This window comes from Ensifer adhaerens, from assembly GCF_001270265.1.
GTDB lineage: Bacteria > Pseudomonadota > Alphaproteobacteria > Rhizobiales > Rhizobiaceae > Ensifer > Ensifer adhaerens_B.
Genome location: NZ_LGAP01000001.1, coordinates 280,393 through 293,279 on the forward strand (window position 1 = coordinate 280,393; position 12,887 = coordinate 293,279).

General features: G+C 60.8%; 14 protein-coding genes and 3 tRNA genes. 16 read left to right on the plus strand and 1 reads right to left on the minus strand.

The window, feature by feature from the left end; all coding sequences use genetic code 11:
• Window positions 1-16 precede the first annotated feature (16 nt).
• Entirely contained in the window at window positions 17-415 is a 399-nt protein-coding gene (locus tag AC244_RS01285; RefSeq protein WP_053247635.1) for a cupin domain-containing protein, read from the plus strand.
• Window positions 416-725: 310 nt separating this feature from the next.
• Here AC244_RS01285 and AC244_RS01290 read toward each other — a convergent pair.
• Window positions 726-801 (minus strand) — tRNA-Val (locus tag AC244_RS01290).
• 472 nt (window positions 802-1,273) lie between these two features.
• Here AC244_RS01290 and AC244_RS01295 point away from each other — a divergent pair.
• The 15 genes from AC244_RS01295 to nuoK all read left to right on the plus strand — a co-directional run bounded on the left by AC244_RS01295 (window position 1,274) and on the right by nuoK (window position 12,886).
• Window positions 1,274-1,350 (plus strand) — tRNA-Asp (locus AC244_RS01295).
• Window positions 1,351-1,423: 73 nt separating this feature from the next.
• Window positions 1,424-1,500 (plus strand) — tRNA-Asp (locus tag AC244_RS01300).
• Between the two features lie 295 nt (window positions 1,501-1,795).
• Complete coding sequence (locus tag AC244_RS01305; RefSeq protein ID WP_053247038.1) at window positions 1,796-2,161, plus strand: NADH-quinone oxidoreductase subunit A; 366 nt, start codon at window positions 1,796-1,798, stop codon at window positions 2,159-2,161.
• Window positions 2,152-2,730 (plus strand): NuoB/complex I 20 kDa subunit family protein, encoded by a 579-nt coding sequence (locus AC244_RS01310; RefSeq protein ID WP_025426581.1) that lies wholly within the window; start codon window positions 2,152-2,154, stop codon window positions 2,728-2,730. Before AC244_RS01305 ends, AC244_RS01310 begins: the two co-directional genes overlap by 10 nt.
• An 18-nt stretch (window positions 2,731-2,748) precedes the next feature.
• A complete protein-coding gene (locus AC244_RS01315) occupies window positions 2,749-3,354 on the plus strand; it encodes an NADH-quinone oxidoreductase subunit C (RefSeq protein WP_053247039.1) in 606 nt (201 codons plus the stop codon).
• Window positions 3,355-3,411: 57 nt separating this feature from the next.
• Window positions 3,412-4,602, plus strand: coding sequence for an NADH-quinone oxidoreductase subunit D (locus AC244_RS01320; RefSeq protein WP_053247040.1), 1,191 nt, complete (start codon window positions 3,412-3,414; stop codon window positions 4,600-4,602).
• The gene (locus AC244_RS01325; protein ID WP_053247041.1) at window positions 4,602-4,856 is read left to right on the plus strand and encodes a hypothetical protein; all 255 of its coding nucleotides are present in this window, start codon (window positions 4,602-4,604) and stop codon (window positions 4,854-4,856) included. Before AC244_RS01320 ends, AC244_RS01325 begins: the two co-directional genes overlap by 1 nt.
• A 16-nt stretch (window positions 4,857-4,872) precedes the next feature.
• Window positions 4,873-6,000: an NADH-quinone oxidoreductase subunit E gene (locus AC244_RS01330; RefSeq protein WP_053247042.1), complete on the plus strand. Its 1,128-nt coding sequence runs from the start codon at window positions 4,873-4,875 to the stop codon at window positions 5,998-6,000.
• A gap of 11 nt (window positions 6,001-6,011) precedes the next feature.
• Window positions 6,012-7,316 (plus strand): NADH-quinone oxidoreductase subunit NuoF, encoded by a 1,305-nt coding sequence (nuoF, locus tag AC244_RS01335; protein ID WP_053247043.1) that lies wholly within the window; start codon window positions 6,012-6,014, stop codon window positions 7,314-7,316.
• 6 nt (window positions 7,317-7,322) lie between these two features.
• A complete protein-coding gene (locus AC244_RS01340) occupies window positions 7,323-7,994 on the plus strand; it encodes an NADH:ubiquinone oxidoreductase (RefSeq protein WP_053247044.1) in 672 nt (223 codons plus the stop codon).
• Between the two features lie 104 nt (window positions 7,995-8,098).
• A complete protein-coding gene (gene nuoG, locus AC244_RS01345) occupies window positions 8,099-10,180 on the plus strand; it encodes an NADH-quinone oxidoreductase subunit NuoG (protein WP_053247045.1) in 2,082 nt (693 codons plus the stop codon).
• Window positions 10,181-10,200: 20 nt separating this feature from the next.
• Window positions 10,201-11,244: an NADH-quinone oxidoreductase subunit NuoH gene (gene nuoH / locus AC244_RS01350; RefSeq protein ID WP_053247046.1), complete on the plus strand. Its 1,044-nt coding sequence runs from the start codon at window positions 10,201-10,203 to the stop codon at window positions 11,242-11,244.
• Between the two features lie 64 nt (window positions 11,245-11,308).
• On the plus strand, window positions 11,309-11,800 hold the full coding sequence (gene nuoI, locus AC244_RS01355) for an NADH-quinone oxidoreductase subunit NuoI (RefSeq protein ID WP_025426590.1): 492 nt from the start codon (window positions 11,309-11,311) through the stop codon (window positions 11,798-11,800).
• Between the two features lie 135 nt (window positions 11,801-11,935).
• The gene (locus AC244_RS01360; protein ID WP_053247047.1) at window positions 11,936-12,550 is read left to right on the plus strand and encodes an NADH-quinone oxidoreductase subunit J; all 615 of its coding nucleotides are present in this window, start codon (window positions 11,936-11,938) and stop codon (window positions 12,548-12,550) included.
• 27 nt (window positions 12,551-12,577) lie between these two features.
• Window positions 12,578-12,886, plus strand: a complete 309-nt coding sequence (gene nuoK, locus AC244_RS01365) for an NADH-quinone oxidoreductase subunit NuoK (protein ID WP_037169335.1) — start codon at window positions 12,578-12,580, stop codon at window positions 12,884-12,886.
• Window position 12,887 lies beyond the last annotated feature (1 nt).

Consider the following 12,887-nt stretch of genomic DNA (forward strand, 5'->3'; position numbering starts at 1 on the left):
CCTGGAGGAACGGCAGATGGAGATCATACCCAGCGGATCGCGAGCGTCGACACGACCCTCGACCGAGTACTTTACCGGGGCGGTCCGGCAGGACCCCGTCATCGAGGCGGCAGAGCCGGCCCGTGTGCGCGCCGTGAACGTGACGTTCGAGCCCGGCGCTCGAACCGCATGGCATACGCACCCGCTTGGGCAGACGCTGGTGGTGACATCAGGCCGGGGCCTGGCGCAGGTCTGGGGCGGGCCGGTGCGTGAAATAAACACAGGAGACGTGGTCTGGTTTCCGCCTGGCGAAAAACATTGGCACGGTGCCGCGCCGGATACCGCCATGGTTCACCTTGCCATTCAGGAAGCGCTCGACTGCAAGGCGGTCGACTGGCTGGAGCATGTCAGCGACGAACAATATCGCGGCGCCTAGTCGATTCTCATGCGCATCGACCGCAGTTTGGCGATTGGACGACGAATCGGTCTTCCGGCGCGTGTTCGCAGCGCGCCACGGCAGTAAGGATCACTTTCAACAGGTTCGGCTGCATCACGCGGAAGGCGCTTACACGCTCGATTGTCGCATGCCGCGGCGCAAATTTGCCTTGGGCCACGGTGCTGACGGTTCGATGTTTTGATTTGCTGATGACATGGAGCGCCGAACTTGGCTGGCCATTGTTTGGAAGCGAACGTGCAGGAACAAGCGTTGCTGTCGGGGTGGGCGTCGATAATTCTAGGGAAGAAAATGGTGGGCGATGAGAGACTCGAACTCCCGACATCCTCGGTGTAAACGAGGCGCTCTACCAACTGAGCTAATCGCCCTTCAGCGTTCGGACCGGATGTGTCCGCCGCGTCGGTGGCCGTGATCTAGGCGTAACCGAAAAAAACCGCAAGAGCATTTCCGTCGTTTTTTCGATTTTTTTTGCACGGGGCGACAGAAGTGCAGGAGTTGCCGGGTTTTCGCGTTGTGGAAAAAAACGGAGAACGGCGACTGTGGAAAACGACGATTGGTCTCACGGCGACTTTCGCTCGAATCCGTCGATCGGTGGCTAACATCTGCGCATCGGCTTTCCTCATGCCGGAGCGTCCCGCCGTACAAAGGGAAGCGAGCTTCCTATTATTTGGGGAGGGAGGAGCCGGCTTTGATCTTGCCTGTGGATCAAAATTGGCTCCGTCATGGATTTGTCTCCAAACACGCTTGACACCCAAATGCGAACCGCTTAGTTAGCCGCTCATCGAACGGGCAAGCCCGCTCGGTGCCGGGGCGGAAACGCTCCAGCCACTTCAAGATGATGCGGGTGTAGCTCAGTCGGTTAGAGTGCCGGCCTGTCACGCCGGAGGTCGCGGGTTCGAGCCCCGTCACTCGCGCCATTCTTGATATGGTTTAACCTAGGCATTCTCATGAAGCGCCGATGGTGGTAATACTGACCCTTGGGTCATATGCGCGGGTGTAGCTCAGTCGGTTAGAGTGCCGGCCTGTCACGCCGGAGGTCGCGGGTTCGAGCCCCGTCACTCGCGCCATTTACCCCTTGACCCCTCCGATATAACATGACTGCAAACGGCGTCTCTTGCAGTGCGGCAATCTGTCCTGCAGGCTTCGCTTTTACGGTAAAGTCTCCTCGTGCCTGCAAATCAGCGCTTTGCCGTGGCACGTCGTCCAATCCTGTGTCGCGAACCGGTTTAAATGGCCCTCGAAGGCTTGCGCGCAGGCGCGGGCTGCGCTAACCACTCTGGCGTTGCAACATATTTTTCGGCCTGCGAGATTTGTTGTTTTGGCGCTTCCCGGGTGCCCTCCCGCAGGCAGGGACGGATAACAATGACTGAACTTCTCGGTTCCTACGTTCCGATCGCGATTTTCATTGGAATCGCACTTGTGATCGGCCTGGCACTTTTGATTGCTCCCTTCGCCGTCGCGTTCAAGGCGCCTGATTCGGAAAAGCTGTCGGCCTACGAATGCGGCTTCAATGCGTTCGACGATGCGCGCATGAAGTTCGACATTCGTTTCTATCTTGTGTCGATCCTTTTCATCATCTTCGACCTGGAAGTCGCATTCCTCTTTCCGTGGGCCGTCTCGTTCCACCAGCTGGGCTGGTTCGGATTCTGGTCCATGATGGTCTTCCTTGGTGTGCTGACGATCGGCTTTATCTATGAATGGAAGAAGGGAGCGCTGGAATGGAACTAGCATCCGGCACCACGCTCGTTGCGCCCAAGCCGAAGGGGATCATCGATCCCTCGACCGGCAAGCCGATCGGCAGCAATGATGCATTCTTCGGCGAGATCAACAATGAGCTCGCCGACAAGGGTTTTCTGGTCACGTCGACCGACGAGCTCATCAACTGGGCGCGCACCGGCTCGCTGATGTGGATGACCTTCGGTCTTGCTTGCTGCGCCGTCGAGATGATGCAGATGTCGATGCCGCGTTACGACGCCGAGCGTTTCGGCTTTGCGCCGCGCGCTTCACCGCGCCAGTCCGACGTGATGATCGTCGCCGGCACCCTGACCAACAAGATGGCGCCCGCGCTCCGCAAGGTCTACGACCAGATGCCGGAGCCGCGTTACGTGATCTCGATGGGTTCGTGCGCCAATGGCGGCGGCTACTATCACTATTCCTATTCCGTCGTGCGTGGCTGCGACCGTGTCGTGCCCGTTGATATCTATGTGCCAGGCTGTCCTCCCACGGCAGAAGCGCTGCTTTACGGCGTGCTTCTGCTGCAGAAGAAGATCCGCCGGACCGGCACGATCGAACGCTAAGGGTAGGGGGTTCTTAACATGAGTGAAGCCCTGAACGAGCTTGCCTCCTATCTGCGCGAGACGCGCAGCCAACTGATTTCGGATGCCGCCATCAACTACGGTGAACTGACGCTGACGACGACGGCTGCTAACCTGATCGAGCTGCTGACGTTCCTGCGAGACGACGTGCAGTGCGCCTTCATCAACTTCGTCGATGTTTGCGGTGTCGACTGGCCCCAGCGGCCGGATCGTTTCGACGTCGTCTACCACTTACTGTCGCCGCGCCAGAACCTGCGCGTTCGCATCAAGGTTGCGACCGGCGAAGGCGAGCCAGTGCCGTCGGCCACCAGCGTCTATCCGGGCGCCGACTGGTTCGAGCGTGAAGCCTACGACATGTATGGCATTCTGTTTACCGGCCATCCGGACCTGCGTCGCATCCTGACGGACTACGGTTTCGAAGGGCATCCGCTGCGCAAGGACTTCCCGGTTACCGGGTTTGTCGAGGTTCGTTATGATGACGAAGCCAAGCGCGTCGTCTATGAGCCCGTCGAACTGAAGCAGGAATTCCGTAACTTCGACTTCCTCTCCCCGTGGGAAGGGACGGAATACGTCCTGCCCGGCGACGAGAAGGCGAAAGCACGGTGAGACTAAGTCGGCCCGCGGCGACCCTTTGAGGGCGCCGTCCGGCCTGGAGCAATCGGTATGACCGAACATAACGTCCGTAATTTCAACATCAACTTTGGTCCGCAGCATCCGGCGGCGCACGGCGTTCTTCGTCTGGTGCTCGAGCTTGATGGCGAAATCGTCGAACGCGTCGATCCGCACATCGGGCTGCTGCACCGCGGCACCGAGAAGCTGATCGAAACCAAGACCTACCTGCAGGCCATTCCCTATTTCGATCGCCTCGACTACGTCGCGCCGATGAACCAGGAGCACGCCTTCGCGCTTGCCGTGGAAAGGCTGACCGGGACCGAAGTTCCGATCCGCGGCCAGTTGATCCGGGTTCTCTATTCGGAAATCGGCCGTATCCTGTCGCATCTTCTGAACGTGACCACGCAGGCCATGGACGTCGGCGCGCTGACGCCGCCGCTCTGGGGCTTCGAGGAGCGCGAGAAGCTGATGGTGTTCTATGAGCGCGCCTGCGGCGCGCGCATGCACTCAGCCTATTTCCGCCCCGGCGGCGTGCATCAGGACCTGCCGCACGAGCTGGTCGAGGACATCGGCAAGTGGATCGACCCGTTCCTGAAGACCGTCGACGATATCGACGAACTTCTGACCGGCAACCGCATCTTCAAGCAGCGCAACGTCGACATCGGCGTCGTCAAGCTGGACGATGCCTGGGCCTGGGGCTTCTCGGGCGTGATGGTTCGCGGTTCCGGCGCTGCCTGGGACCTGCGTCGCGCGCAGCCCTACGAATGCTATTCGGACATGGAATTCGACATTCCGATCGGCAAGAACGGCGACTGTTTCGACCGTTACCTGATCCGCATGATCGAAATGCGCCAGTCGGCCAAGATCATGCGTCAATGCGTGAACCGCCTGCTCGGCGATGCCAAGGTTGGCCCGGTCTCGTCGATGGACGGCAAGATCGTTCCGCCAAAGCGCGGCGAGATGAAGCGCTCGATGGAAGCGCTGATCCACCACTTCAAGCTCTACACCGAAGGCTACCACGTGCCGGCCGGCGAGGTTTATGCAGCCGTCGAAGCGCCCAAGGGCGAATTCGGCGTCTACCTCGTCTCCGACGGTAGCAACAAGCCCTATCGCTGCAAGATCCGCGCCCCGGGCTACGCGCATCTGCAGGCGATGGACTTCCTTTGTCGCGGACACCAGCTCGCCGACGTCTCGGCCGTGCTGGGCTCCATCGATATCGTGTTCGGTGAGGTGGATCGCTGATGCGTTTCGCGCCCCTGGCTATGGCAGGACTTCTTATGCTGGCAACGGCGGCATCCGCACAGGATTCCGTCAACAGCGAAGCGTCCGCCGCGATGCGCGGGGGCTCGATGGCCGATCTCGTGGCCAAGGGTTACGAGATCAAGGCAGCCGTGGCCAACGGCACGCGCTACATCGTATTTTTACAAAAAGACCAGTCAGCCTATGCCTGCGAATTCGTTTCGGTGACGAAGTCGCGGTGCGGGTCGATTAACTGATAAGGTGTCGTGAAGAATGTCTGTTCGTCGACTAGCCGAAGACAATGTCCAGCCGGCCGCATTCGCGTTCAATCGCGAAAACGCCGCTTGGGCACAAAAGACAATCCAGAAGTATCCGAAAGGCCGCGAGCAGTCCGCGGTCATTCCGCTGTTGATGCGGGCGCAGGAGCAGGACGGCTGGGTAACGAAGGCCGCGATCGAATCGATCGCCGACATGCTCGGCATGGCCTATATCCGCGTGCTCGAGGTTGCGACTTTCTATACCCAGTTCCAGCTGAAGCCGGTCGGAACGCGCGCCCACGTCCAGGTCTGCGGCACGACGCCGTGCATGCTGCGCGGCGCCGAAGACCTGATCCGGGTCTGCAAGAGCAAGATCGCCCACGACCCCTTTACCCTCAACGAGAGCGGCACGCTTTCCTGGGAAGAAGTGGAATGTCAGGGCGCCTGCGTGAATGCGCCGATGGTCATGATCTTCAAGGACACCTATGAAGACCTGACGCCCGAGCAGCTCGAGCAGATCATCGACCGCTTCGATGCAGGCAAGGGCGCCGAAGTTGCCACCGGTCCGCAGATCGACCGTGTCTTCTCCGCGCCGGAAGGTGGCCCGACCACGCTGACGACGCCGGAGGCACCGGCCAAGAAGGCTCCCGCGAGCGCAAAGAAGATCAACGATGCGCCGGCCGTCAGCGTGCCGCCGTCGAATGCCGCACGGGCAAAGACCGATGCCAGCGAAACCAACGCGGCCGTGAAGACGCCGGCGACGGCGAAGAAGGAAGCGGCAGCGAACGCCAAGGTCGAAGGCGACACCGCCGACAAGTCGAAGTCCGCCAAGGCGGCCGATGTTTCCGGCAAGCCTTCGCTCGAAGACAAGAACCGGCCGGCAGGTATTGCCAAGCCGGCGACTGTCGACGACCTGAAGCTGATCTCCGGCGTCGGCCCGAAGATCGAGGATACGCTGCACGAACTCGGCATCTACACGTACGCGCAAGTCGCGTCGTGGAAGAAGGCCGAGCGCGAATGGGTCGACGGCTATCTCAATTTCAAGGGCCGGATCGAACGCGACGATTGGGTCAAGCAGGCCAAGGCGCTCGCCAAGGGTGGCGAAGCCGAATACATCAAAGTTTTCGGCAAGAAGCCGCGGTAAAGAGGTGAACCATGCTCAGAGATGAAGATCGCATCTTTACCAATATCTACGGCCTCAAGGACAAGTCTCTGAAGGGCGCGATGAGCCGCGGCCATTGGGATGGCACCAAGCAGATCCTTGAAAAGGGTCGCGACTGGATCGTCAACGAGATGAAGGCTTCGGGTCTTCGTGGCCGTGGCGGCGCAGGCTTCCCGACCGGTCTTAAGTGGTCCTTCATGCCGAAGGAAAGCGACGGACGTCCGCACTATCTGGTTGTCAACGCCGACGAATCCGAACCGGGCACCTGCAAGGACCGTGACATCATGCGTCACGATCCGCACACCCTGATCGAAGGCTGCGTCATCGCCAGCTTCGCCATGGGTGCGCACACCGCCTACATCTATGTGCGCGGCGAATATATCCGCGAGCGCGAAGCGCTGCAGGCGGCGATCGACGAATGTTACGACGCCGGCCTGCTGGGCAAAAACAACAAGCTCGGCTGGGACATGGACATTTTTGTCCACCACGGCGCCGGCGCCTACATCTGCGGCGAAGAAACCGCGCTGCTCGAAAGCCTTGAAGGCAAGAAGGGCCAGCCGCGCCTGAAGCCGCCGTTCCCGGCGAATATGGGTCTCTACGGCTGCCCGACCACCGTCAACAACGTCGAGTCGATCGCCGTTGCCCCGACGATCCTGCGCCGCGGCGCCGGCTGGTTCTCGTCGATCGGCCGCCCGAACAACGTCGGCACCAAGCTGTTCATGCTGTCCGGCCACGTCAACAAGCCGTGCACGGTCGAAGAAGCGATGGGCATCACCTTCCGCGAACTCGTCGACAAGCACGCCGGCGGCATTCGCGGCGGCTGGGACAACCTCCTTGCCGTCATCCCCGGCGGCGCATCGTGCCCGGTGGTCAAGGCCGAAGACATCATCGACTGCCCGATGGATTTCGACGGGCTTCGCGAAGTCAAGTCGTCCTTCGGCACCGCTGCTGCCATCGTCATGGACCGCTCCACCGACATCATCAAGGCGATCGCCCGCATCTCCGCTTTCTTCAAGCACGAGAGCTGTGGCCAGTGCACGCCGTGCCGCGAAGGCACCGGCTGGATGTGGCGCGTGATGGAACGCATGGTGCAGGGCCGCGCCCAGAAGCGCGAGATCGATATGCTGTTCGACGTTACCAAGCAGATCGAAGGTCACACGATCTGTGCTCTGGGTGATGCGGCCGCCTGGCCGATCCAGGGCCTGATCCGCAATTTCCGTCCCGAGATCGAAAAGCGCATCGACGAATATACCCGCAATGCGACGTCGCACGGCGCGGTGCTGGAAGCGGCGGAGTAACGGGCCATGGCCGGCGCACGCAAGGATGGACAGGTGAGGGGAGAGGCCGAAAGCGGCATTTCGTCCGCGCGTCCGATTGGCGGCGATCCGGCCGATCCGTTCGGCATGGCCGAATGGATGAAGAGCATGCCGCAGGTTCCGCTGCATCCGCTGATGGCGCATCCGGCAGGGGCCGTTGCTGCTGCGACGGCACTTGGCTTCGGTCTGTCGAGCCATATCGCCGGCGTCATGCTCGGTGCGATGCAGGGCGCCGTCGAAGCGTTGCAGAAGGGTTCGGCTTTGGCTGGCCAGATGCAGACAGGCGTTCCGGCTGAGGTCGTTCCGGCCAAGGCTGTTCCGGTTCAGGCGGAAGCAAAGCAAGAAACCGTCAAGCCTGTTGTTACGAACAGGAGTACGGCATCTAAGCCGGAGGCTGAGAAGAAACCGGCAGAGCCTGCAAAGGCGCCGGCCGCTTCGAAGGCCAAGGCCCGTGCCCCCGACGACCTCAAGCGGATTTCCGGCATCGGCCCGAAGCTCGAGCAGGTTCTGAACGGTAAGGGCATTCTCCGCTTTGCCGATATCGCCGCCTGGAGCGACGCCGACGTAGCCCGCTTCGACGACGAACTGGGCTTTGGCGGACGTATCCTACGCGATGACTGGGTAAAGCAGGCAAAGGCGCTGAAAGGCGCAAAAGAATAAGAGGCGGTGACCGGCAGAGGTCGCCACCGGCAAGCAGCATGGCTGTGTTGGAATTGTCCGTCGCCTCAAAGGTGGACGGATGGAAGACAGGATTGAGTACGAAGATGGCAAAGCTGAAAGTCGACGGAAAAGAGATCGAGGTCCCGGATCATTTCACGCTGCTTCAGGCGTGTGAAGAAGCCGGCGCCGAGGTTCCGCGCTTCTGTTTCCATGAGCGGCTGTCGGTCGCCGGTAACTGCCGCATGTGTCTGATCGAGGTGAAGGGAGGGCCACCCAAGCCTGCCGCCTCCTGCGCCATGGGCGTGCGCGACCTTCGTCCCGGCCCGAACGGCGAGACGCCGGAAGTCTTCACGACCACGCCGATGGTCAAGAAGGCGCGCGAAGGCGTCATGGAATTCCTGCTGATCAACCATCCGCTCGATTGCCCGATCTGCGACCAGGGCGGCGAATGCGACCTGCAGGACCAGGCGATGGCGTTCGGCATCGACAGTTCGCGCTACCAGGAAAACAAACGCGCCGTCGAAGACAAGTACATCGGCCCGCTGGTCAAGACGGTGATGAACCGCTGCATCCACTGCACGCGCTGCGTTCGTTTCACCACGGAAGTTGCCGGCATTGCCGAGCTCGGCCTCATCGGCCGGGGCGAGGATGCCGAGATCACCACCTACCTCGAGCAGGCGATGACCTCCGAGCTGCAGGGCAACGTCGTCGACCTCTGCCCGGTCGGCGCGCTGACCTCCAAGCCGTTCGCATTCACGGCGCGTCCGTGGGAACTGAACAAGACCGAATCCATCGACGTGATGGACGCACTTGGTTCGGCCATCCGCGTCGATACCCGTGGCCGCGAAGTGATGCGCATTATGCCGCGCGTCAACGAGGACATCAACGAAGAGTGGATTTCCGACAAGAGCCGCTTCATCTGGGATGGCCTGAAGACGCAGCGTCTCGATCGCCCTTATGTCAAGAAGGATGGCCGTCTGCAGGCAGCAAGCTGGGGCGAGGCTTTCCAGGCGGTCAAGGCTGCCGTTGCGGCGACCTCCGGCGACAAGATCGGCGCCATCGCCGGTGACCTTGCTTCCGTCGAAGAAATGTACGCGCTGAAGGAGCTGCTCGCTTCGCTCGGTTCCGAAAACATCGACTGCCGCCAGGATGGTGCAGCGCTCGATCCGTCGCTCGGCCGCGCCAGCTATATCTTCAATCCGACCATTCAAGGCATCGAAAGCGCCGACGCGCTGCTGATCATCGGCTCCAACCCGCGCTTCGAAGCATCCGTACTCAACGCACGCATCCGCAAGCGTTACCGGATGGGCAATTTCCCGATCGCCGTCATCGGCGAGCAGGGTGAGCTGCGCTACGAATACGAATATCTCGGTGCTGGCACCGACACGCTCGCCGAACTCGTGTCCGGCAAGGGTAAGTTCGCCGCGACCTTGACGAAGGCGCAGCGTCCGATGATCATCATCGGCCAGGGCGCCGTCGCAGGGGAGGGCGGTGCTGCCGTTCTCGCTGCCGCTGCCAAGCTCGCAGGCGCAGTCGGTGCGGTGACCGCGGACTGGAACGGCTTTGCCGTTCTGCACACCGCAGCGTCCCGCGTCGGTGGTCTCGACCTCGGCTTCGTCCCGGGCAAAAACGGCAAGACGGCTGCCGAAATGGTTTCGGCCTCCGACGTTCTCTTCCTGCTCGGCGCAGACGAGATCGATCTTGCTGGCCGCAAGTCCGGCTTTACCGTCTATATCGGTTCGCACGGCGACAACGGCGCACACGCTGCCGACGTCATCCTGCCGGCCGCCACCTACACCGAAAAGTCCGGCACCTGGGTCAACACCGAAGGCCGCGTTCAGATCGGCAACCGCGCCGGCTTCGCTCCGGGCGACGCCCGCGAAGACTGGGCGATCATCCGCGCGCTTTCCGACGTTCTCGGCAAGAAGCTGCCCTTTGATTCGCTTGGCGAATTGCGCTCGAAGCTCTATGCCGTGCACCCGCATTTCGCCGATGTCGACGCGATTGCCGTCGGCAGTGGCGACGAAATTGCCGCACTTGCCCAAAAAGCCGGTGAGATGGGCAAATCCGTGTTTGCGTCTCCGGTCAAAGACTTCTATTTGACGAACCCGATAGCGCGCGCATCCGCCGTCATGGCCGAATGCTCGGCTTTGGCACGCAACAACTTCAAAGCTGCGGCGGAATGAGCGCGAGGGAATAGAGTATCATGGACGCTTTCGTTTCGACCTATGTCTGGCCTGCGATCATCATGGTCGCCCAGTCGCTGCTGCTGCTGGTCGCGCTGCTGCTTTTCATCGCCTACATTCTGCTGGCCGACCGCAAGATCTGGGCGGCAGTCCAGCTTCGCCGTGGTCCGAATGTGGTGGGCCCCTGGGGTCTTTTCCAGTCCTTCGCCGACCTTTTGAAGTTCGTCTTCAAGGAGCCGGTGATTCCAGCTGGCGCCAACAAGGCGATCTTCCTCTTGGCACCGCTCGTCTCCGTGACGCTGGCTTTGGCTGCCTGGGCGGTTATCCCGCTTAACGCCGGCTGGGTGATCGCCAATATCAACGTCGGCATCCTCTTCGTGTTCGCCATATCTTCTCTTGAAGTTTATGGCATCATCATGGGTGGCTGGGCTTCGAACTCGAAGTACCCCTTCCTCGGCGCGCTTCGTTCCGCAGCGCAGATGGTGTCCTACGAAGTCTCGATCGGTTTCGTCATCGTCACCGTCCTGTTGTGCGTCGGTTCGCTCAATCTCACGGATATCGTCAACGCGCAGAGCAACGGCATCGGTACGAACCTGGGCCTGCCGGCATCGTTCCTCGACTGGCACTGGCTGGCGCTGTTCCCGATGTTCATCGTGTTCTTCATTTCGGCACTGGCTGAGACCAACCGTCCGCCCTTCGATCTGCCGGAAGCGGAATCGGAACTCGTCGCCGGCTTCATGGTCGAATACGGCTCCACGCCTTACATGATGTTCATGCTGGGCGAGTATGCCGCCATCTGCCTGATGTGTGCGCTGACGACGATTCTCTTCCTTGGCGGCTGGCTGCCTCCGGTCGACGTCTGGTTCCTGAACTGGGTCCCGGGCATCATCTGGTTCGTTCTCAAGGCATCCTTCGTGTTCTTCATGTTCGCGATGGTGAAGGCTTTCGTTCCGCGTTACCGCTACGACCAGTTGATGCGTCTCGGCTGGAAGGTCTTCCTGCCGATCTCTCTCGCAATGGTCGTGATCACTGCATTCGTTCTCAAGCTGACGGGAGCCGCATGATGTTGGCTTTCGCTCGGTTGCATACCGCTGGCCGCTCCCAGGCCGGCAAGTCTGGAGGTAAATGATGGCCGGTCTTTCGCAAGCCGTCAGCTCGCTGTTCCTCAAGGAATTCGTCGGCGCGTTCTTTCTGTCGATGCGCTACTTCTTCAAGCCGAAGGCGACGTTGAACTATCCCTTCGAAAAGGGCCCGGTCAGCCCGCGCTTCCGCGGCGAACACGCCCTGCGTCGTTATCCGAACGGCGAAGAGCGTTGCATCGCCTGCAAGCTCTGCGAGGCGATCTGTCCTGCCCAGGCCATCACCATCGAGGCTGGCCCGCGTCGCAACGACGGCACCCGCCGCACGGTGCGCTACGACATCGACATGGTGAAGTGCATCTATTGCGGTTTCTGCCAGGAAGCCTGTCCGGTTGACGCCATCGTCGAGGGACCGAACTTCGAATTCGCCACCGAGACGCGTGAAGAGCTGTACTACGACAAGGACAAGCTCCTCGCCAATGGCGACCGTTGGGAACGGGAAATCGCACGCAACATCGCAATGGACTCGCCCTATCGCTGAGACCAATGCGTGGTGCCGCCCTTAAGGCGGCACATGTGAAACAGTTTGGGGCAAAGGCCGGACACGCGTCCGGCTTTGCCAGTGGAGTGGGGCTGCAAGAGCCTCACGCCGTGCAAGACGAAAAAGGCACCGATCATGGGTCTGCAGGTTCTTTTTTTCTATCTCTTTGCCTTCATCGCGGTGGCATCGGCATTTATGGTCATTGCGGCCAGGAACCCCGTTTATTCGGTGCTGTTCCTGATCCTGACCTTCTTCAATTCGGCGGGCCTGTTCCTGCTGGCTGGCGCCGAGTTCCTGGCGATGATCCTGCTCGTGGTCTACGTCGGCGCGGTTGCAGTGCTCTTCCTGTTCGTCGTCATGATGCTCGATATCGACTTCGCGGAACTGCGCGCGGGCGTGCTTGAATACGCGCCGGTTGGTGCGCTGATCGGTCTGATCCTGGCTGCCGAACTCATCATCGTTGTAGGCGGAGCGACCTTCTCTCCGGAGATCGCCAAGGGTATCTCGATGCCGATCCCAGCGGTTGCCGACCGGACGAACACGGCCGCCCTCGGCGACGTTCTCTATACCCACTATGTCTACTTCTTCCAGATCGCGGGCCTCGTGCTGCTGGTTGCCATGATCGGCGCCATCGTCCTCACGCTGCGTCACCGCGTGAACATCAAGCGCCAGAGCATTCCGCAGCAGGTTGCCCGCACGCCCGAGACCGCCGTCGAGGTGATCACGGTCAAGCCCGGGCAGGGCATTTAATTCGGACGCGAGGTCGAGGAACTAAAAATGGAAATCGGAATTTCCCACTATCTCACCGTCAGCGCCATCCTGTTCACGCTTGGTGTCTTCGGCATCTTCCTGAACCGGAAGAACGTCATCATCATCCTGATGTCGGTCGAGCTGATCCTGCTTGCGGTCAATATCAACATGGTCGCCTTCTCGTCGTTCCTGAACGACATTACGGGCCAGGTCTTCGCTCTGTTCATTCTGACCGTCGCGGCCGCGGAAGCCGCCATCGGGCTTGCAATTCTCGTCGTCTTCTACCGCAACCGCGGCTCGATCGCTGTTGAAGACGTCAACATGATGAAGGGCTGAT

Bases quoted from the DNA above. Each gene is read 5' to 3' on its own strand.
- nuoH (WP_053247046.1), top strand. From the start codon at position 10,201: ATGGACGCTTTCGTTTCGACCTATGTCTGGCCTGCGATCATCATGGTC.
- AC244_RS01330 (WP_053247042.1), top strand. From the start codon at position 4,873: ATGTCTGTTCGTCGACTAGCCGAAGACAATGTCCAGCCGGCCGCATTC.
- nuoK (WP_037169335.1), top strand. From the start codon at position 12,578: ATGGAAATCGGAATTTCCCACTATCTCACCGTCAGCGCCATCCTGTTC.
- nuoI (WP_025426590.1), top strand. From the start codon at position 11,309: ATGGCCGGTCTTTCGCAAGCCGTCAGCTCGCTGTTCCTCAAGGAATTC.
- AC244_RS01305 (WP_053247038.1), top strand. From the start codon at position 1,796: ATGACTGAACTTCTCGGTTCCTACGTTCCGATCGCGATTTTCATTGGA.
- AC244_RS01340 (WP_053247044.1), top strand. From the start codon at position 7,323: ATGGCCGGCGCACGCAAGGATGGACAGGTGAGGGGAGAGGCCGAAAGC.
- AC244_RS01360 (WP_053247047.1), top strand. From the start codon at position 11,936: ATGGGTCTGCAGGTTCTTTTTTTCTATCTCTTTGCCTTCATCGCGGTG.
- AC244_RS01320 (WP_053247040.1), top strand. From the start codon at position 3,412: ATGACCGAACATAACGTCCGTAATTTCAACATCAACTTTGGTCCGCAG.
- AC244_RS01325 (WP_053247041.1), top strand. From the start codon at position 4,602: ATGCGTTTCGCGCCCCTGGCTATGGCAGGACTTCTTATGCTGGCAACG.
- nuoF (WP_053247043.1), top strand. From the start codon at position 6,012: ATGCTCAGAGATGAAGATCGCATCTTTACCAATATCTACGGCCTCAAG.
- nuoG (WP_053247045.1), top strand. From the start codon at position 8,099: ATGGCAAAGCTGAAAGTCGACGGAAAAGAGATCGAGGTCCCGGATCAT.
- AC244_RS01315 (WP_053247039.1), top strand. From the start codon at position 2,749: ATGAGTGAAGCCCTGAACGAGCTTGCCTCCTATCTGCGCGAGACGCGC.
- AC244_RS01285 (WP_053247635.1), top strand. From the start codon at position 17: ATGGAGATCATACCCAGCGGATCGCGAGCGTCGACACGACCCTCGACC.
- AC244_RS01310 (WP_025426581.1), top strand. From the start codon at position 2,152: ATGGAACTAGCATCCGGCACCACGCTCGTTGCGCCCAAGCCGAAGGGG.